Annotated in this window: 23 protein-coding genes; 16 read left to right on the forward strand and 7 right to left on the reverse strand. The window is 55.8% G+C overall.

Annotation, left to right across the window (positions count from 1 at the left end; translation table 11 throughout):
* The first annotated feature begins 232 nt into the window (after positions 1 to 232).
* Entirely contained in the window at positions 233 to 772 is a 540-nt protein-coding gene (locus tag O77CONTIG1_RS20860) for a DoxX family protein (protein WP_068514740.1), read from the forward strand.
* Between the two features lie 146 nt (positions 773 to 918).
* Here the strand turns inward: O77CONTIG1_RS20860 and O77CONTIG1_RS20865 are convergent, their stop codons facing one another.
* From O77CONTIG1_RS20865 to O77CONTIG1_RS20885, 5 genes are all read right to left on the reverse strand, one after another.
* Complete coding sequence (locus tag O77CONTIG1_RS20865) at positions 919 to 1,554, reverse strand: DUF3318 domain-containing protein (RefSeq protein ID WP_068514743.1); 636 nt, start codon at positions 1,552 to 1,554, stop codon at positions 919 to 921.
* A gap of 326 nt (positions 1,555 to 1,880) precedes the next feature.
* Entirely contained in the window at positions 1,881 to 2,594 is a 714-nt protein-coding gene (locus O77CONTIG1_RS20870; RefSeq protein WP_068514745.1) for a rhomboid family intramembrane serine protease, read from the reverse strand.
* A 377-nt stretch (positions 2,595 to 2,971) separates the two neighbouring features.
* Positions 2,972 to 3,331 carry a plastocyanin gene (gene petE / locus O77CONTIG1_RS20875; protein WP_286132439.1) on the reverse strand — a complete coding sequence of 120 codons (360 nt, stop codon included), beginning with the start codon at positions 3,329 to 3,331 and terminating at the stop codon, positions 2,972 to 2,974.
* A 273-nt stretch (positions 3,332 to 3,604) separates the two neighbouring features.
* Positions 3,605 to 4,507, reverse strand: a complete 903-nt coding sequence (locus O77CONTIG1_RS20880) for a cell division protein FtsX (RefSeq protein WP_068514752.1) — start codon at positions 4,505 to 4,507, stop codon at positions 3,605 to 3,607.
* Between the two features lie 247 nt (positions 4,508 to 4,754).
* The gene (locus tag O77CONTIG1_RS20885; RefSeq protein ID WP_068514755.1) at positions 4,755 to 6,164 is read right to left on the reverse strand and encodes an amidohydrolase; all 1,410 of its coding nucleotides are present in this window, start codon (positions 6,162 to 6,164) and stop codon (positions 4,755 to 4,757) included.
* A gap of 121 nt (positions 6,165 to 6,285) precedes the next feature.
* Here O77CONTIG1_RS20885 and O77CONTIG1_RS24945 point away from each other — a divergent pair, with 121 nt between their 5' ends.
* The 8 genes from O77CONTIG1_RS24945 to O77CONTIG1_RS20920 all read left to right on the forward strand — a co-directional run bounded on the left by O77CONTIG1_RS24945 (position 6,286) and on the right by O77CONTIG1_RS20920 (position 12,891).
* Complete coding sequence (locus O77CONTIG1_RS24945) at positions 6,286 to 6,513, forward strand: hypothetical protein (RefSeq protein ID WP_156435541.1); 228 nt, start codon at positions 6,286 to 6,288, stop codon at positions 6,511 to 6,513.
* A gap of 247 nt (positions 6,514 to 6,760) precedes the next feature.
* Complete coding sequence (locus O77CONTIG1_RS20890; protein WP_068514758.1) at positions 6,761 to 7,150, forward strand: RidA family protein; 390 nt, start codon at positions 6,761 to 6,763, stop codon at positions 7,148 to 7,150.
* 249 nt (positions 7,151 to 7,399) lie between these two features.
* Positions 7,400 to 8,155 (forward strand): cysteine hydrolase family protein, encoded by a 756-nt coding sequence (locus O77CONTIG1_RS20895; protein ID WP_068514761.1) that lies wholly within the window; start codon positions 7,400 to 7,402, stop codon positions 8,153 to 8,155.
* A gap of 86 nt (positions 8,156 to 8,241) precedes the next feature.
* Positions 8,242 to 8,697: a cupin domain-containing protein gene (locus O77CONTIG1_RS20900; protein WP_068514764.1), complete on the forward strand. Its 456-nt coding sequence runs from the start codon at positions 8,242 to 8,244 to the stop codon at positions 8,695 to 8,697.
* A gap of 368 nt (positions 8,698 to 9,065) precedes the next feature.
* Positions 9,066 to 9,365 (forward strand): hypothetical protein, encoded by a 300-nt coding sequence (locus O77CONTIG1_RS20905; RefSeq protein ID WP_225894628.1) that lies wholly within the window; start codon positions 9,066 to 9,068, stop codon positions 9,363 to 9,365.
* A gap of 762 nt (positions 9,366 to 10,127) precedes the next feature.
* Complete coding sequence (locus O77CONTIG1_RS20910; protein WP_068514767.1) at positions 10,128 to 11,453, forward strand: mechanosensitive ion channel; 1,326 nt, start codon at positions 10,128 to 10,130, stop codon at positions 11,451 to 11,453.
* Between the two features lie 136 nt (positions 11,454 to 11,589).
* On the forward strand, positions 11,590 to 11,802 hold the full coding sequence (locus tag O77CONTIG1_RS25780; RefSeq protein WP_068514770.1) for a hypothetical protein: 213 nt from the start codon (positions 11,590 to 11,592) through the stop codon (positions 11,800 to 11,802).
* Between the two features lie 276 nt (positions 11,803 to 12,078).
* Entirely contained in the window at positions 12,079 to 12,891 is an 813-nt protein-coding gene (locus O77CONTIG1_RS20920) for an intradiol ring-cleavage dioxygenase (RefSeq protein ID WP_084782884.1), read from the forward strand.
* Positions 12,892 to 12,909: 18 nt separating this feature from the next.
* Here the strand turns inward: O77CONTIG1_RS20920 and O77CONTIG1_RS26420 are convergent, their stop codons facing one another.
* Together O77CONTIG1_RS26420 and O77CONTIG1_RS20925 are read right to left on the reverse strand one after the other, a co-directional pair.
* Entirely contained in the window at positions 12,910 to 13,131 is a 222-nt protein-coding gene (locus O77CONTIG1_RS26420; RefSeq protein WP_225894629.1) for a hypothetical protein, read from the reverse strand.
* Complete coding sequence (locus O77CONTIG1_RS20925; RefSeq protein WP_225894630.1) at positions 13,128 to 13,928, reverse strand: phytanoyl-CoA dioxygenase family protein; 801 nt, start codon at positions 13,926 to 13,928, stop codon at positions 13,128 to 13,130. Before O77CONTIG1_RS20925 ends, O77CONTIG1_RS26420 begins: the two co-directional genes overlap by 4 nt.
* 75 nt (positions 13,929 to 14,003) lie before the next feature.
* On the opposite strand from O77CONTIG1_RS20925, the gene O77CONTIG1_RS20930 reads away from it, so the two are divergent.
* The 7 genes from O77CONTIG1_RS20930 (at position 14,004) to O77CONTIG1_RS28200 (ending at position 18,862) form a co-directional block, all read left to right on the forward strand.
* A complete protein-coding gene (locus tag O77CONTIG1_RS20930; RefSeq protein WP_068514772.1) occupies positions 14,004 to 14,714 on the forward strand; it encodes a substrate-binding periplasmic protein in 711 nt (236 codons plus the stop codon).
* An 11-nt stretch (positions 14,715 to 14,725) separates the two neighbouring features.
* The gene (locus tag O77CONTIG1_RS20935) at positions 14,726 to 16,585 is read left to right on the forward strand and encodes a DUF1989 domain-containing protein (protein WP_084782885.1); all 1,860 of its coding nucleotides are present in this window, start codon (positions 14,726 to 14,728) and stop codon (positions 16,583 to 16,585) included.
* A 110-nt stretch (positions 16,586 to 16,695) separates the two neighbouring features.
* Complete coding sequence (locus O77CONTIG1_RS20940) at positions 16,696 to 17,097, forward strand: hypothetical protein (protein ID WP_068514775.1); 402 nt, start codon at positions 16,696 to 16,698, stop codon at positions 17,095 to 17,097.
* Positions 17,098 to 17,142: 45 nt separating this feature from the next.
* Entirely contained in the window at positions 17,143 to 17,388 is a 246-nt protein-coding gene (locus tag O77CONTIG1_RS24950; protein WP_156435544.1) for a hypothetical protein, read from the forward strand.
* Positions 17,389 to 17,521: 133 nt separating this feature from the next.
* Positions 17,522 to 18,049 carry an NAD(P)/FAD-dependent oxidoreductase gene (locus O77CONTIG1_RS28190; RefSeq protein ID WP_286132440.1) on the forward strand — a complete coding sequence of 176 codons (528 nt, stop codon included), beginning with the start codon at positions 17,522 to 17,524 and terminating at the stop codon, positions 18,047 to 18,049.
* Positions 17,994 to 18,497, forward strand: coding sequence for an NAD(P)-binding domain-containing protein (locus O77CONTIG1_RS28195; protein WP_286132441.1), 504 nt, complete (start codon positions 17,994 to 17,996; stop codon positions 18,495 to 18,497). The genes O77CONTIG1_RS28190 and O77CONTIG1_RS28195 overlap by 56 nt, the downstream gene beginning before the upstream one ends.
* The gene (locus tag O77CONTIG1_RS28200) at positions 18,497 to 18,862 is read left to right on the forward strand and encodes a hypothetical protein (protein ID WP_286132442.1); all 366 of its coding nucleotides are present in this window, start codon (positions 18,497 to 18,499) and stop codon (positions 18,860 to 18,862) included. The genes O77CONTIG1_RS28195 and O77CONTIG1_RS28200 overlap by 1 nt, the downstream gene beginning before the upstream one ends.
* Positions 18,863 to 18,937: the final 75 nt, after the last annotated feature.

The following is an 18,937-nucleotide window of genomic DNA, read 5'->3' on the forward strand; positions in this document are numbered from 1 at the left end:
TGCCGTTCAGTAGGGCCGCCGTTGAGTCAGTCTGCCGTTCAATAGGGCCGCCTTGCAATGCCGCCTTGCAATGCCGCCTTGCAATAGAGTTCATGCAAGATGCAGATTCGAGGTGGGGAAATCTCACTAAGAATTTGCATTTGGGAACTGGTCTTGACTATTAATTTTCGTTATATTACTTAATGAAGATATGTATCCACTTTAATCTCGTTTACCTCCAGTCGCACCCCTTATGAATACAATCCAGCGTGCCACCGGGCTATTGTCCGCCGTCCTCCGTCCAAACCTCACGCCGAACTATCCCTCACAACTTGCCTGGACAGTGCTTCGTGTGATTGCTGGTGTGGTGATGATCCATAACGGACTTGATAAGCTGTCCGACATTCCCAGCTTCGCGGAAGCCTACGTCAAAGTGATTGGGCTGCCGTTCCCGATTTTCTTTAGCTACCTCGCCGCCTACACCGAACTGCTGGCATCGCCGCTGGTGGCGCTAGGCCTGTTCACTCGCCCCGCTGCGCTGGGCCTGTTCTCGACGATGCTGGTTGCCATGTATCACCATGTCAAGGTGGCGGGCTTGAGCATTCCCTACCTGGAACTCTCGACGCTCTATGCAGCCGTGTTCCTGTTCTTCACCATCAACGGTGCGGGCCTGTTTTCGGTGGATGCGCTGCTGTCGGGCTGGCTGACGGCAATGTGGGGCGGCACGCCGGCTAAGTCCATTGCAGACTTAGAAAATGCCTACCAGCTTTCTGAAACGGCTTCTAATCAGTAAGGCTGCCGTTAAGCACTCAGAAAGGTCTGCCCGAATAGAGAGAGGAAAAAAATGCGATCGCCTTTCATGAGTGCGATCGCATTTTTTACAAGTTTTTTAACAAGTTTCTCACGGGTCAAACCGAAGCCATCAAGCGTCGCAAAGCCTTAGTACGCTTCTCCCTTCGAGCGAGCTTTTGCCTTAGCAGCGCTCTTCTTCAGCGCGTCCAGACGCAGTTCATAGCGGCGGCGCTCCTTTTTGTTCTTGCTTTGCTCCACCAAAATCTTGAGCGCACTGCCCAGGCTCTTGTAGGCATTGGGCAGAGAATAGCCAAAGCGCGTCGCCAGGGCGATCGCCTTTTCATCCGCTTCAATTGCCTCTCGCAGCGTCTTCTCACTATTGTTTCGGGCATAGAGCCGCCAACCCGACACGCCGCACAGCCCCAGCGCCAACATCAGCAGCAGTCCGTCCTGCACCCACAGTTCGCCAACCGCGCCGCCCAAGCCGATGGCCAGAGCCGCCATTTCCCAGCCATCCTTAGGAATGGTGTCGTTTTGGATGCGGGCCACTTCATGCCAGAACAGCAGGTTTCGCTGATCCAGCGCCAGCGCATCCCACTTGGCCAGATCGACTTGAACCTCGACCTGATCTTTGCCAATCTCCTCACTGGTGATCAGCGGCGGATTGACTCCAGGCGACGCTTCGATCGTTACCCAGCTCCGCAACTCAGGCGGCAGCAGCGATTTCAGTCGGCGCAGTTCGCTTAAATCGGCTCTGGCAGAAGCAGTTGCGTAAGAGGTCATAGGACTTGTCTGGACTTGTCTAAGGAGTATGGTCTAAAAATATGGTCTAGTTTTGTCTACAGGAAAACCGGGAATCGCCAAGTACGCCACGAATCTGCCGTCACCCTGTTCTCCGCAATTCTAAAACAGCACCCTCGTAAAGGTACTTTCATGCAGTATAGCGATCGCTCGCTCCAAGTTCATAGCCGGATCTCCGAACTTCAATCAGGCGACTAAGCACCCCCAAAAACCTCGCTCTCCCCTCTTCGTTCTTCCCTCTTCGTTCTTTCCTCTTCGTTCTTCGTTCTTTCCCTTCTCTCCCTATCCTAGCTCGACCCACACGCGCCTCAACGAAACTCGCGAGTGCCGTCGCTAAACAGCCCCAGCAGCGGCCCCAAAATCATGCCAAAAATAAAGCCGCCTGCGTGGGCCCAATAGGCAATGCCACCTGTTTCTACCGCAGTAGTCACGTTTAGGCTAGCCAGGCCAGAGAATGCCTGCATCACGAACCAAAAGCCGAGGAATAGCAGCGCCGGAATGCGAAACGGAATCAAGATAATGCCCAGTGGCACCAGCGTCAGAATTCGCGCCTTGGGGAATCGCAAAATGTAAGCTCCCATCACACCGGCGATCGCCCCACTCGCGCCCAGCGACGGCACATTTGACCCCGAAGCGACAAACCATTGACACAGCGCCGCCAGCGCACCACAGGCCAGGTAAAAAATCAGGAATTTGCTGTGACCCAGCTTGTCTTCGATATTGTTACCGAAGATCCACAGATAGAGCATATTGCCCGCCAGATGCAAAAAGCCGCCGTGGAGAAACTGAGAAGTAAACAGCGTCACCCATTCTGGAACGGGCGTAGAAGAGATGGCTGCCGTGCCATCTCCAAAACTTGCCGTAAGCTGGCGAGGCACGACTGCCCAGGTTTGCAGAAACCGCTCTAGCTCTGGCTGCGACAGCGAAATCTCATACAAAAAGACCAGAACGTTCGCAATAATCAACCCGTAGGTGACATAGGGGGTGATTCGGGTTGGATTGTCGTCGTTTAAGGGAACCACAAGAAATTTTCCGGCTAACTCATACCGAGTACTCTACTATGGGGACGCTCAGGGGGGGAATATCTACTGCGAACGATATTGCTCAAGGTAGGGAAAAACTTTCAAAAAATTACTCTAGGGAGGGTTTCCCAAGACTCCAGGAACCGGGCTAATTTCTAGTTCAAATCATTGGCAATAACTAATCTTCGACAATCCAGTCCTCGACAATCTCTCCAAAAATTTTTCCAAAAACTAAGGCTTGCGCTCCAGAGCAAGCTGATGGAAAGCATCGGCTGAACTGGACACCCAAGCCTTAGTTTTGAATCGGTTTTGACGGAGGCAAGCCCTATGCCGATGTGCGTCAGATGCCACACATTTTGGAGTTACGGAGAAGCAAGTTAGCCTTCGACCGTGATTTTGCCCACCATGCCAGCCCCCCGGTGAGGAGCGCAGTAGTAGGTGTAGGTTCCGGCAGGGAAATCGCTGGAGAAGGTAATCTCGTAGGACTCGCCAGGAGAAAACATCAGCTGATTGTGGCTCAGTTTATCGGCCAAATCTTTGCTAGCGCCGGGAACTTGCTTGTCATCAAACAGAATGTTATGGGGAGGGAGCTTGTTATTCACCCACTTCACGGTATCGCCAGGATGAACAGTGATATTGGCAGGCTCAAACTGGAGCAAGCCGCTATCGGCTCCCATCTTGACGGTGAAGGTTTCAGCCGCGGCAGGAGAAACCACTGCCACGAAGCTGCTAACCATCAGCACAAGCGCGAAGAGGGCAAGACTTAGACTCCGTGAAATTTGAGCAATCAACTTCATGGTGACCTCGAAAATTTAAGTGTTAAGTCATGACCCACATAGCATTCTAGCCTGAAGCCGTCATTCTGAAGCAATCATAAAGCCCGTTCAAAAACAAAAATCCGTCGCTAGCTTGAGCCTGTGTGGCAATTGCTGCTTCAGGCGATACGGGAATCTGGATTGCTCTATAGAATAGCGATGAAGTAAAGGCTCTACTTGCTGGCGAATGGGCTTCTAACGGGTGGCGAAACGGCGCACTGCAAACAGGCTGCCAAGCAGCCCAACGGAGCTACCCAGGGCCAGCAATGCTAGCGGCAAGATAAGCGCTTTTTCTGGGCTGAGGCGGAGTCCTTCGGTCAAAAACTGAATGAAGTCTGCCTGCTGGCTGAGCAGTTCATGGATAAAGCCCTGAACGCCCGAAATGAGGCCCCAGGAGGCGATCGCCCCCACCACGCCAAACGCCAAGCCCTGCAAAATAAACGGCAGATAAATCCAGGCAGAGGTTGCGCCGACCAGTTGCATCACCTCGATCTCGCGGCGGCGGGCCATCACGATCAGACGAATCGTGGTCGTGAGAACGGCGATCGCCGTTAGCGTCAGTACGGTAATAATCCCCGCGCTGATCCAGCCCAAGCCCTGATGCAGTTGAGCAATCCGGCGCACTGCCTCATCGACATACTGCACCGCATCCACACCCGGCGTTTTTTCGAGCCGCTGCGCCAAAGTTGCCACACTCTCAGAACTCCGCGCCCGCACCTTTAGCTCGTCCACCAGCGGGTTGCCATTTAGCTGCTGCGTCGCGCCGCGAATATCGGAGATGCCCAACTCCTTCACCAATTGCTCCCAGGCTTCCTCCTTAGACACAGCCACCACCTCTGCCACCTCCGGCATTGCCTGCACCTGGGGCGCAAGCGTGTTGGCCTGCACTCCCGACTGGAGGAATACGGACACCTGAAGCTGGCTGCCAAACTGATTGAGCAACCCTTCCAGTTGCCAGGATGCCTGCAAGCTGATGCCAAACAGGAACAGCAACACCGTCATCGTGCTGATGGCGGCCCAGTTCATCCAGCCGCCCCGCCGTAGCCCTAGTAGCGTCTCCCGCAGTAGATAATCCGATTTGGTGAAAAAGCCTAGCATGACGAAATCCCAGGATGTTGCACAAACTCCGATTCAGAAACTTTAGCGCAACAAACGTAGGATGACGTGTCAAGTTCTGTGATCGGCAGGCGGGAGTGATGAAGTGTTGAATCAGGTTCTACAGCATTTTTGAAGCTAGTGAGGCACACGGATGGTCAATAAGCCCTTGCCTCGTGAGGGCAGCGTGTGCCTCACCCTGCAAGAAAATGCTGTATCAGCCTGCCCCAGGCTCCATCGCCCTGCCAGCCTATCCCCCCTGCAATCCCATTACGTCGCGATACCGGGACTCCAGCGCATTCCGAGTTGGCGATTCTCGATTAAAATCCCACCGGCTCCGGGCAAAGAGTTCCTGACGCAGATGGTGGACATCTACCGTCGTCATGTTGCCCTCGGCAATCACCTGACGGCCGCCCACCCAGGCGCTATGAACAGCCTGCACCGGGCGACCCAGCACCAGCAGCCCGATGGGGTCGGTGCGCGGCAGCAGCGATAGGTTGGTGAGGTCATACAGCACCAGATCGGCCAGCTTCCCGACTTCCAGAGAGCCGATCTGGTCTTGCATTCCCAGCCCGGTTGCGCCGCCAAGGGAGGCCATCGTGACGGCCTGACGGGGGGTGATCCAGTGGCGATAGTCAAAGTCGGTGACGTTGTGCAAAATAGAGCCGATTTTGATCGCTTCGAGCAAGTCCTGAGAATCGTTGCTGGCGGAGCCATCGCAGCCAAAGGTAACGTTCACACCGGCCTGCCGATATTTCAAGATTGGCGCGATGCCGCTGCCCAGGCGCAGGTTGCTGAGGGGATTGTGGACGACGGTGGAGTTTGTGGCGGCGAGAAGCTGGATGTCTTGGTCGTTCAGCCAGACGCAGTGGGCCAAGGAGGTGCGTGGCCCCAGGAACTCTAGCCGTTTCAGATATTCCACTGCCGTACAGCCGTATTTTTCTTCTGCTAGCAGCTTCTGGGCTTTGCTCTCTAGCAGGTGGGTGTGGCGGCAGAGTCCGTGGCGATCGCTCAGTTCATTGCACCCAGCAAATAGTTCGTCAGAGCAAAGCTGGGGCCCAGTCGGAGCCATCACAATATAGATACCGTCGTCGGGACGATGAAACTGGGCGATCGCCTCGCTCATCATCTCTAGTGTTTCTTGGGCTGTGCAGGCATACGGCTCGTAGACCTGGGCAGTTCCTCCCGTGGGAATGCTAGAGGGCAGCGACTGATCCTGAATCAGCGGCGCGACAAACGCGCGAATGCCCGCCTCGCGATAGCCCTTCACCGCCGCGCCAATGGTTTCCAGTTCTTGACCCGGCATGATGGTCAGGTGATCGACAACGGTGGTGCCCCCAGAGAGCAAGGTTTCCACTGCCGTACCAATAGCACTCAGGTAGACCTGCTCCGGATCGGCAGGCGCAAAGTCGTAGAGTTCCGCCAGCCATAGCTCCAAGGGATAAGGCAAAATTGCCCCCCGCTGCCACAGTTCCGAGGAGTGGGTATGGGCATTGACAAACCCTGGCAACAAGAGCTTGTCGCGTCCATCCACAACGGTTCCCACGGGGTCAAGCTGGGGAGCAATCTTCGCAATTTGCCCGCCCTCAATTTGTACGTCTACTGTGTCGTAACCCGTTTCACTTGCAATCCATGCCTGCCGAATCGTATAGCCTGTCAATGGTTTAACCCTCAGAATCGCTGTATAGAAAATTTCGTCCCTCGGCTTGGCAGATGGCATACTGCCTTTTCTTGCAGGGTGAGATTGTCCTGTCCTGAACAGGACGAGACTTCGTAACTACTTGCATATCTCACGCGCTGCAAAAACACCGTATCAAAAATTCGCCAACTGCCTCAATCCTCCTTGGGGTTATTACAGAGGAGATTGGAACAGCATTCGCAAAAGCATCCAAAACTTTTCAAAAATGCTGACCTTTGCACAGCAGGATTATGACATTTCCTGCCTGTGGCACGCACGAGAGTTCCGTAAAGTACCTATTTCAAGGGATGCTCGTTTTGCGATAGAGTGACCGGATGTTTGTAGGAGAATGCAGTTACTTTTGAGTTCCAACTTTGTAAGTTCCAGCGTTCAAGCGCAAACTTTCAAGTTGCAAATGGGTATAAACCGTTCAAAATATCCAGTGCTTTGAGTAATTGGCAATTAAAACTAGATCCAGGTCAGATTTAAGTCGGATTTAAGTCAGATTTAATAAATTCTCTGGATTACTGCCTACAAAACTATATTCTGTTTGTCTTCTCATCTACCCGTTCCCAACCATGCTTCAGTACATCACTCTCGATGGTCTACCCTGCGTCGCGCCCTATTGCCATGCTGTGCGAGCAGGCGATTTCCTGTTTGTGACAGGGCAACTCGCAGAAGACCCCAAGACTGGCGAGGTCGTGCGCGGCCCCATTGAGGAGCAGGCAGTGCGGGTGATGGAAAATCTGAAGATGGTGCTAGAGGCTTCGGGTAGCAGCTTTAGCCAGGTTGTGATGGCGCGGATTTTTGTCACCGATTTTCGCTTCTATGATGCAGTGAATGATATCTACAAGTCGTACTTTGAAGCAGGACGACTGCCAGGACGCACCACAGTCGGCGTGTCGGCGCTGGCAGACTTTGGCGATGTCGAAATTGATTTGATTGCCTACTGCGGGGAGTCGGCTTGAGGGGTTGAGGAGCGGGGATCGGCTCTGGGAACAAAGCCAAAAGAGCCTGTCCCTGGTTTTGCAGTGCAAAATCCCCAATCCCATATCTAAAATCGGCAATCTAGAAATCTAAAATCAGCGCGGCACATTAAGCTTTGTGGTGCAAATCCGCCAATCGCAGAAGTGTCGGTGAATACTGAAGGCGATCGCCTTTTATCGTAGGACTAGTCGATACTGGCTTGTCATAACAACTTTGGACGAGGTTTCCCTATGCGATCGCTTGGCACGCCGCCCAACGCCTGGACTGTCGATGCCCACAATGCCGACCTTACGCGCCCACCGCTGCCGCCCCGCCCTATCTCGCTCAAAGCAGACACCAAAATGCTGCGAGTTGATCTGGCAAAAGCAGCCATGCTGGTCATTGACATGCAAAATGACTTTTGCCATCCCGACGGCTGGCTGGCACATATCGGCGTAGATGTGACCCCCGCCCGCGCCCCCATTGGCCCGCTGCAAGGTCTACTGCCCGTGCTGCGTGGGTTGGACGTGCCCATTCTCTGGGTCAACTGGGGTAACCGACCCGACCTGCTCAATATCAGCGCCGGACTGCGCCACGTCTACAACAGTTCTGGCGATGGCGTGGGGCTGGGCGATCCCCTGCCCAAAACCGGCGCACCCGTTCTGCAAAAAGATAGCTGGGCCGCCGCCGTAGTAGACGAGTTAGAGCAACTGCCGCAAGATATCAAAGTCGATAAGTATCGCATGAGCGGCTTTTGGGACACGCCGCTCGACAGCATTTTGCGAAACCTGGGGCGGACGACCCTGTTCTTTGGCGGAGTCAACGCCGATCAGTGCGTCATGGCCACGCTGCAAGATGCCAACTTTCTTGGCTACGATTGCATTTTGATTAGCGATTGCACTGCCACCACGTCGCCCGAATACTGCTGGCAAGCCACAGTCTACAACGTGAATCAGTGCTTCGGCTTTGTTACTCACTCTCACGCAATTCTGGATGCCGTGAAGTAAGTATTTGGAGGGTGGGAACAAGCTTTCTGATCTTGCCCGGTCACCCCTTATCCTGTCACTCTATACCCTATCCCTCCTGCCTACCCATGACTACCGAAACCTGCGTCATTCCGGTGATCAAAACGCCCAAGGACTATCAGGCGTTTCGCATTAGTCCACAGGATACAAATCGACTGGCGATCGTATTTGACCCGATCAGTGCAAATATGTCGCTGACCTATTGCGTGGAAATTTTTGACGTGGGTGGGAAAACGCCGCCCAATCGGCATCAGCTTGCTGTGGAAATGTTTTTTGTCTTGAAGGGCGAGGGGAGAGCCACTTGCGACGGCAAGACGGTGGATATTTCCGCAGGAGATAGCATTCTGGTTCCTGCAACGGGGACGCATGAAATTGAAAACACCGGGCCGGGGCGGCTATATGCTCTGTGCATCATGGTGCCTAATGAAGACTTTGCCGAACTAATCCGCAGCGGCATCCCCGCAGAACTGGATGAGGAAGACCTAGCGGTGCTGCGCCGATCAGACGGGCTGCGGGTAAGCTAGGGCCGACATTGCGGTGCAAGTTTCGGCGTGCAAGCTTCGGCAGGGTATTCTTGCCTCCAAAGCGGCGACAAACCCCTTCACATTCCGTAGCAAAATTTTGCTTGCGTCGATTAGGGGTATCCACTACAATCGTCCATCAAGCTGTAATTTTTCCAACACGCAGCTTATTCCACGCCCCGAAAATTTGGCCGGTTCGTCGATTACGGCATTGGTAGATGCGCCAACACCTACCAACGCCTGACCCCAGGACAGTAGTAGCTGTCTCAGGGCTTTGCCTATTGTATGGCCGCCTTGAAACCTGCTTTGCGTCGTTTGGGCGGCCATCTTTTCGGGGTTTCCCTACCTCGTTTCCAAGGAGGAAACCCCAAATGCTGACAGTTCAATCCACCTGGTCGTCCCCGCGCTCGGAGGCGACCCAGTTTTCGCTGCCGCCGCTCACCTGCGAACTGCCGCGCCGTCGCCGCCTGCGCCACTACATCATCGGCCTGCCCGAAGACGCGCAACTGGCCATCGACCGGCTGCACCTGCTCCGCTACGCCGAACGCTTCGAGTGGACGCACGCCTTGGAATTTCCGCCCAACGGCATCGTCCTCAACGCCGAGCAACCCGGCGAAGTGCTGCGCTGCCTGCACCGTGAAATGCGGAGCAACCCTAGCGCGAATGAGTAAGAACAGATAAGGGTGATTTTGGGTTTTGGATTTTGGCGGTTCAATCCCCCAATCCAAAATCCAAACTCCCCAATCGAAAATTTCAAACAGGGCGCTCAGACGTTGGTTACAAGTCTTTCCTGTCGCTTCACTGCAAACCGGATTTGAGCAATTGACGCACAGGAGGAATGGGTTCTTCTGCCCACTGGTGCAGGTTGAACCTGAAACTCATCTTTTCATCTGCTTAGAGTGACCGAAGAGGGATTGGGTGCATCCCACTTTTGTAACCCTTACCCTAAATCTCTCTCCCAAAGCGGGAGAGGGAAATTCCAATCCGGCTCCCCTTCTCCCTATTTTGGGAGAAGGGGCTGGGGGGATGAGGGCAAGCTTGCAGAACCGGGATGCGCCTGAGGGATTAGCCCTTTTAGGGTATGGAAACGGTGCTGTAAATGTGTTCTAGCACTCATCGATCCAGGAAGCAAAACCGATATACTGATTTGGTCTATTTTTTCTCCCTATCTTAAAGATTTGTCTGTCGGTGGGATGATGGATTTCCTTTAGGAAGCTATTAACATTACTCTCGACAGGCTTATATTTCTAGGTGATTCTAGCTGGTTGCGCTCTGGCTGTTTCGTAGTCAGGGCTGCAAGATTTGCCCCTCACACTCTTCATTCGCTTTAGAAATACTGTCAATCTTCGGGAGCTTCTTGAGGGGGTTCTCTAAGGTTTTTTTGCGTAGCTTGATTGTTCTCTTTGTAGTTCTCCTTGTATCCAAATGGTCTTATGGCGTTTGATCCTGCTTTTCTGACGAATATCAACACTCAATTGGGGAGCTTTCTGCCCAGTCTGCTGGGTGCAATTTTAATTCTCATTGCCGGTTGGGTTCTGGCGGCGATCGCCGCTTCTATTACCAAGCGAATTCTGCTGCAAACGAACCTGGACAACCGACTGGCATCTACCTTTTTGCCCGCCGGATCAACGGCTCGTCCCCGTGTGGAACAGTGGGGCGCGGCGCTGGTGTTTTGGGTGATCATGATCTTTGCTATCGTAGCGTTTCTGAATGCGCTGCGGCTGGATGTAGTCTCGCAACCTTTGAACAATTTCCTCCAGCAGATTTTTAGCTATCTGCCTCGGCTGGGCGGTGCTGCAATTCTGGTGGCGCTGGCTTGGGTTTTGGCTAGCCTAGTCAAGGTTTTGGTGACTCGCGGATTGGCGCGATTTGGATTAGACGAAAAGCTAAATGTCGCCCCAAGAGAATCAGAGGCGGGGGTGGCTGATCCCTACGTGGCCGCAAGAAGCGCAGAGGTAGGCGCGGTTGATCCATCCCAACAGCCTGTAGCCGAAAGCCCGTTTCTCCTGAGTGAAACGCTGGGCAATGTGCTGTATTGGTTTGTCTTTTTGTTCTTTTTGCCGCTGATTTTAGATGTGCTGCAATTGCAGGGGCCGTTGCAGCCTGTGCAGACCCTGCTCAACGATTTTTTGGTGATTTTGCCGCGAGTTTTGAGCGCGATCGCCATTGGTGCGGCGGGCTGGTTTATTGCCCAGGTTGTGCGGAATATTGTTACGAACCTGCTGCGGGCTGCGCGGGTCGATCGGCTGGGTACTCAGTTTGGCCTTTCCCGCACTCAGGGGGCGCTGTCCCTTTCTAGCTTGATTGGTACGCTGGTTTATGTGCTGATTTTGATCCCGACGGCGATCGCTGCGTTGCAAGCACTAGGAATTCGGGCGATTTCCGATCCGGCGATCGCCATGCTGAACGACATTCTGACCGCGTTGCCTCGCATCTTCACGGCGGTAGTGCTGTTGATCGTGTTTTACGTCATTGGGCGATTTATTGCAGACTTGGTGACGAACCTGTTGACCAGCTTCGGTTTCAACAATGTGTTTGAGTGGATGGGGCTGCCCAGACAAACGGTAGCTGCGGTTTCCCCTCCGCCGTCCAGCCCGCCCTACGATGCAACGCCGGGAGGGGAACCCACGGTCGTCCAGCCTGCTGCGACGCTGCCCTCGGCGCACCCCCTTCAGAAATCGTCGGCATTTTGGCGCTGGTGGGGATTATGCTGTTTGCCGCCGTGGCAGCGGCTGAGGTTCTGCAATTCCAGCAGCTAACGGCTATTGTGAATGGCATTTTGGCAGTGTCGGCGCGGGTGCTGGTGGGCATCATTGTCTTTGGCGTGGGGTTATACCTGGCGAATTTGGCCTTTAATCTCATTGCGGGATCGGGCGGGTCGGCAGGCGCGAATTTTTGGCGCAGGCAGCTCGGATTGCGATTATTGCGCTGGTTTCTGCGATGGCGCTCCAGCAGATGGGCATTGCGACCAATATTGTGGCGCTGGCGTTTGGCCTGCTGCTGGGGGCGATCGCCGTGGCGCTGGCGATCGCCTTTGGGCTGGGCGGACGTGAGGTTGCCGCAGAGCAGCTCCGCGAATGGCTGGCTTCTTTCAAGCAGCACTCCTAGGGCGTGCTTGAAAGCCCTTTGATCCCCCTCAGCCCCCCCTCAGAAAAGAGGGGAACCGGGCCGAACCGCTCTGGCAGTCTCCCCTTAGAAAAGGAGGATTTAAGGGGGATCGACTCAGGTTCTCCTGCATGAATCGTTGTGTGGGTAGCGTCGCGCAACGATTCAAACCCTCAAAAGAGGTCTTCGTGCAGGCGGTTTAACATGGATTAGGTGTATGGATTCAGTGCGAGCGAGTGTCTACAGATGACTGAGCCTGTATCCAAAAGAACTAGCGTCATGAACCACCTGCGCTCGCCAGCAATTTCACGCTCCCCCCACCAGCAGGCTTGCGCGATCTCGGCGAGAAGTCCCTCGGCTTTTTGGGGCGGCGTTGCGGGTACGGCGCTGTTTGGGTGTTCCCGTCAGCCGGAGGGGGTTGCCGCCTGTGCGTCATCTAGCTCGGCGAATGCAGAAGCTCCGCTCGATTGTATTGTGCGGCCCCAGCAGACGGCAGGGCCCTTCTTTGTCGATACGCAACTCAATCGGGTGGACCTTCGCGCTGACCCTGCCACAGGGCGGATCAGTTCAGGCGTGCCTCTGGGGCTGTCTTTTCAAATCTTTCAGGTGGGGAACATTCAGCCGGAAGGCCCCCGCATGTGTATGCCGCTGCCCAATGCCGTCGTGGATGTGTGGCACTGTGATGCGGCGGGTCTCTACTCTGGCGTGCGCGATCGCCAGTCAGACACCACAGGTCAGGCATTTCTACGGGGCTACCAGGTGACTGATCAAAACGGGGTTGCAGAGTTTATGACTATCTATCCGGGTTGGTATCCTGGCAGAACTGTTCATATTCACTTCAAGATTCGTACCGTCTCTGCATCAGGGGCGATCGCCCCAATCCACTACGAGTTCACCTCCCAGCTTTACTTTGACGATGCCCTGACCGATCGAATTCATCGCCAAACGCCTTACACAGCTAGGGGACAGCGGGCCCAGCGGAATCATCAAGATGCGATCTTCCAGTTTGGCGGAGCGCAACTTCTGCTGCCTGTAGCGCAGACCGATCGGGGGTATTTCGGCAGATTTGGGATTGGATTAGAGATGGGCTAGAGATGGGCTAGAGATGGGTTAAACCAGGGCTGGTAGGGCGATCGCATCTCTGCAATAGCTGGCTAGATGGGGCGATCGGTAGCCGTCCTGCGTCCACAGGATGGGGAAGAAGGATTCATCCAGGGTGTTGTCGTTGATCCGCTTGTAGCGGCCGTAAATATAGCCGGGGGGAACGTCGCTAAACCGCGCTTCAGAACTAATCGTGTGAAATGCCCAGGCTGCGGCGCGGCGTGGTTTCACTCAGGGTTTTTGCCAGAGCCGTGCCACAACAGCCCGTGGTGGAAAGCGCAACCCCCGGCGGGGATTGTCAAGGGCACGATGTCTGGCTCGCTGACCCCGGCTGCTTTTGCGGTTTCTAGCATGGCCCAGCGATAATCTTTTTGGGGCGCATGAAACTCTCCCGCAACCTCAAGCAAGGGCCAGCGGTGGGACCCGCGTACATACTGAAGCGTGCCCGTTTCCAGGCTCACATCATCCAGCGCAATCCAGCAGGTAACCATTTCGGCGGGCGTGAGATAGTTGATGTAGGCTCCGTCCTGATGCAGGGCAATCTCCTTGCCGCCACCGGGTGGTTTGTACCAAAGGCTATCCTGGCCAATGCGTGCCCCCGGCCAGCCCGCCAGTTGGGCGCTGATGCGGCCAACCTCTGCTGATAGAGCGACACTGGCAATCGTGCGATCGCTCTTCCACGCATTGCAAATTTCGCGGGTCACGTCTGGCAGGCTCAGCCCGGGTCGCCAGTGCCATTCGTCGGGGTAGACCGTTGTTTCAAATTCGCCCCGAAACAGCGGCTCGATGCGATCGCGCAGCCGCTGCACTAGCTCCAGATCGATAAACTGCTCCAGGATGACAAATCCGTCTGTCTGGAAGCGTTGAATGTCGTCCTCAGTGATCTGAAGGGGGAGAATAAGCCATACCGCAGAAATCCGAATGAAACGCGATGAAACGTGATGAAACGTGGGGGGAATCGAGCCTGTCTGGATCACCAGCGGAATACAGCCCCGGTATCGATGGCCACTGTAGCGCTGCCTGCCCACTCTATATTGTGAAATTCGCTACGGTCTGCAAGGGCCAAGTTCCGCACAATGGGGTGCGTCCGTTTGTGCAGGATTATGGAATTTTCAACGCTAACGCCGGGGCAACTCACGATTGCCGCTAGTGATTTTGATGCTCGCCCCATGAGCTATCTCGAAAATGGTGAACGGCTGGGATATGAACCCGCCGTGGCCCGGGCCGTGTGTGCCAAGCTGGGGCTGGTGCCCGTGTGGCAAAATCTGCCCATGTCTGAGTTTTATTCCACGCTGCACGCGGGGCAGTGTGATGTGGTGTGGTTTAACCAAGCGGTGACGGCAGAACGCCTCAGCCACAGCCGCTTTACCCAGCCCTACGGGATCTATAACGAAGCGGTGATTGTGCGGGCCGATAGCCCTATCTACGCGGTGGACGATCTGCGGGGAAGGAAACTGGGAGGATTGGCGGATAGCACGAACCTGGCGCTGGGGGAGCAATTTGCCAACGTGACGCTGGTGCCGTTTCCGGGGAGCGATCAGGTGTTGCCGGAGATGCTGGCGGCGCTGCGGGCGGGCGAGATTGACGCGCTGGTAGATGATGAACTGGTGCTGATCACGGCGGCCGAGGCTGACCCGTCGCTGCGGCTGGCGTTTACGGTGGAAACGCGGCATCCGTTTGCGATCGCCCTCCGACCGGCTGACGAAGGTCTGCGACAAGCGCTGGATCAAACCCTAGAGGCGCTGCTCAGCGACGGCACGCTGGCTGCGCTGTGGAGCCAGTGGATTCCCTGGCGACCGTTTCCGTTTGTGTAGTGGGGGGTGTGATGCAACAAGCTTGGGTGCCCGCGCCAGACCGCTATGATGACCTGCCCGCGCCTCTTGCGCCCGTCGTGGCGGAGTATCGGATTGCCCCAGGAACGGCGATCGCCTATTCGGTCAAAGCGGGTCAATTCATCCAGATTATTGACGTAGACGGCAGCCAGTGTTCAGATTTTCTGGCCTTTGCGGGCGAGGGCTATGAAGAGGAACTGGACGGCACCGTAACGCGGACGCTGCTAGGCCTGGCGATGCCCCAAGTGGGCTTGTTCAGCCACTATTTTTCTCAGCAGATGCGGCCGCTGGTGGAGGTGGTGCAAGATACCTGCGGTCGCCATGATAGCTTCATGCTGGCCTGCACCCGCCGCTATTACGAAGATGCGGGCTATCCAGGGCATCCCAGTTGCAGCGAAAACTTTAATCGGGTGCTTGGGCCCTACGGCATTGCGCCCCGGTTGGGCTGGCCTGCGATCAATTTCTTTTTCAATACCGAGGTGGATAGCACGGGCGCGATTCTTGCCGGAGAAGCCTGGTCGCGTCCAGGAGATTATGTGCTGCTGAGGGCGCACCAAGACTTGCTCTGTGCGAGTTCGGCTTGTCCGGACGACATCGACCCTGTAAATGGCTGGCATCCCACGCCTATTCACGTCCGCATCTATGGGGCGGAGTCTTCGTTCTCCAGGCTGAGGGGCCATCGCGCTGCGCTCAGTCTGCCGCTGCGCCTGACGCAAGACAGCGCCTTTACGCCGCGCATTCGAGACCTGACGCGGCATCTGGCAGACTACAACGGCTTTTGGGTTCCCATTTCGTATCCTCAGCAGGGCAAGGCGGCGGACTATTGGGCCCTGCGGGAGCGGGTGGCGGTGATGGATCTGTCGGCGCTGCGAAAGTTTGACCTGACGGGAACCGATGCGCTGGCGCTGCTCCAGTGGGTGTTTTCGCGCAACGTTGCCCAGCTCACGGTGGGGCAGTCGGCCTATGGCTGCTTGCTCAATCCCCATGGAGGGATCGTGGACGATGGGATTGTGTTTCGCCTGGGGGAAGCGGCGTTTCGCTATGTGGGCAACTGCGACACTGATGAACTGTGGCTGCGAACCGTGGCCCAGGAGCGGGGCTTTGCGGTGGAGATTACGCCAACGAGCGATCGCCTCCATAATTTATCTGTGCAGGGGCCTCACTCTCGCGACCTGCTGACCCCGCTGATCCGGCTCGACCCCCAGTGGGGCCTCTCGACGCTGGCGGAACTAGGCTATTTTCGCTTTGCCACGGGGACGCTGGAGGGCATCCCGGTGTTCATTTCGCGCACGGGCTACACGGGTGAGCTAGGCTATGAACTGTTTGTAGACCCCCGTGACGGACTGGCGCTGTGGGATGCAGTGATGCAGGCGGGCAAACCGTTTGGGCTGTTGCCAATGGGAATGCAGGCGATCGACTGTGCCCGCATCGAAGCTGGGCTGCTGGCGGCTGGTCGGGAATTTAATGACCTGATCTCGCCCTATCAGGCGGGCATTGGGTGGAGCGTGGCGCTGAAGAGCAAAGGCGATTTTATCGGTCGGGCGGCTCTAGAAGCGCTGCGATCGCGCCCCCCCTTTGTCGCGGTTGGGCTAACTCTGGCGGGGAATGAGGTCGCCTGTGGCGGGCAGGGGGTCTATGCCGAAGGGCAGCCCTGGCGGATTGGACAGGTGACGAGCGGGACGTTTTCGCCCGTGCTGAACCGCAGCATTGCGATCGCCCAGATTGCGCCAGACTATGCCCAACTCGGCACGGTCGTTGAGGTTGGCTTTTTGGATGGCATCAAGCGGCGCGATCGCGCAACGGTCGGTCCCCTCTCTCCCTACGACCCCAGCAAAAGCCGGGTCAAAGCATAGCCATCAGACTCCGACTTCTGGTGTTCAGCGAGGCTTGTCTCTCCATCTTCACCTTCTAGCGTTCCGCAACGCTTGTATCTCTATCTCCATCTCCATTTACGCTACGCGCTATGCCCCTTGCCCCCTCCACCGATCGCACGCTCTGGGACCTTGCTGGAATTGACGGACTGCAAGTCGCCCGCCATCTGTTTGGCGAGTCCATTGCCCATATCAGCCCGTTCCAATCCCTCACAACTACGCTGCAAGGCTATCCCTGCGCGGTGCTGCGGCTCTGTGAAAATAACTTTCGGGTTGCCTTGCCGCAGGTGTTGGCACTCGATGGGCTGATTCGTCCGCTGCGCTGGCGGGTCTGGGTGGCGCGATCGCCCTACCTGACTGCACTCACGCTGCCTGTGGAGCCGGGTCTCTGCTGGCTCTATCAGCGGGCCACGACCAAGCCCCTCTATAGGCTGCAACCGCTGCTGGGCGATCGCGCGGTTCCTGCCCCGACTGGAGGGCATTGCCCCTGCTAATCTGGCATCACGAATGGCTTGGCCAGCCCCCGGCTAGAACTTCACATGGCCACCGCTGATTTGCCCTCTGGTGCAGGCGCACATTGCGAAGGCTGGGCTGGGGGAGGAACGGCGGGCGATCGCCCCGTAGCCAGGTGCCATAATCCTGCCAAGAGCAAAATTATCTCAGCCAACCTGAGCAAACCCCCGTTGAAAGTGGGTCAAAATTCACAAAGCCCTACACCGCAAGCACCCCAGACCCAGCCGCCATCCCGTCCCCTGACTCCCGACGGCATTCAGTATCCGTTTTAGCAAAATCAACTTGTCGGAACACAAGCTATAAAACCCCAGTATTTAGAGCGGGCGATCGCTCTAACCTCCAAACCCTGACCCCAAACCCAACTATCCGTCGAAAACTATCAGTCGAAAGAGGTAAAACCAAGCGATGACTCCTCGTGTGGCGATCATTGGGGCTGGCCCCTGCGGACTCTCTCAGCTTCAAGCCTTCGAGCAAGCTCGGCTGAAGGGGGCCGACATTCCAGAAATTGTGTGCTTTGAAAAGCAGTCCAACTGGGGCGGACTGTGGAACTATACCTGGCGCACCGGGCTAGACGAATACGGCGAACCCGTCCACGGCAGTATGTATCGCTATCTGTGGTCGAATGGGCCCAAAGAATGCCTGGAATTTGCAGACTACACCTTTGACGAACACTTTCAGCGACCGATTCCCTCGTTCCCGCCGCGCGAGGTGTTGTACGACTACATCACAGGACGGGCTAAGAAGAATAATCTCCAGCGCTACATCCAGTTCAGTACGGTCGTTCGGCAGGTGGAGTTTCGCGAGGGACAGTTTCGCGTCCGCGTCAAAGACTTGGTGGCCGACCAGGAGCGCGTTGAAGCCTTTGACTTTGTGGTGGTTGCAACGGGGCACTTTTCAATCCCCCAACCCTGCCCAAATTCGAGAGGGGATTGAGCAATTTCCCGGCCGCGTTCTGCACAGTCACGACTTTCGGGAAGCCCGTGAGTTTGCAGGTAAGGATCTATTGGTGGTGGGCAGCAGCTATTCGGCTGAGGATATTGCGCTGCAAACCTACAAGTACGGCGCAAAGTCGGTCACAATTAGCTATCGCACTGCGCCGATGGGGTTCAAATGGCCGGAGGGGATTGAGGAAGTTCCGCTGCTGACCAAGCTGGAGGGCAAAGTGGCGCATTTCCAGGACGGCAGCAGCAAAAAGGTCGATGCAATCATATTCTGTGTGGGCTATCAGCACAGCTTCCCGTTTCTGGAAGACAGTCTGCGGCTAAGAACCAAGAACCGCCTCTATCCTGGCGCTCTCTACAAAGGTATTTTCTGGCTGCCTAATCCCAAGCTGATGTACCTGGGGAATGCAGGATCAGTTCTATACCTTCAGCATGTTTGATGTGCAGGGCGTGGTATGCGCGGGATGTGATGCTGGGGCGCATTGCCTTGCCGTCTTATGAGGAAATGGCTGCCGACATTGCCCACTGGCAGGCGCGGGAAGAGAGTCTGGCCAATCCCTTCGAGCAGATTGACTTTCAGAAGGATTACATCGTCGATCTGGCTGACCATGTAGACTATCCCCCTTGCGATTGGGAACTGACGACGGAGCTATTCAAGGAATGGGAACACGATAAGGAACAGAGCATTTTGGGCTATCGAGATCAGGCGTTTCGATCTCCCTGCACAGGGACGGAAGCAACGGTACATCATACTCCGTGGATTGAGGCGATGGACGACTCGCTGGCTAGCTTTTTAGGGAAGTAGCAGCCCTAGTTCTTTTTGCTTCGCCGCTTGTATCGAACTTACTTGAGACTTGATTGACGCTTACTTGAACTGACC

This window comes from Leptolyngbya sp. O-77 (assembly GCF_001548395.1).
In the GTDB taxonomy this organism is placed as follows: Bacteria; Cyanobacteriota; Cyanobacteriia; order Elainellales; family Elainellaceae; genus Thermoleptolyngbya.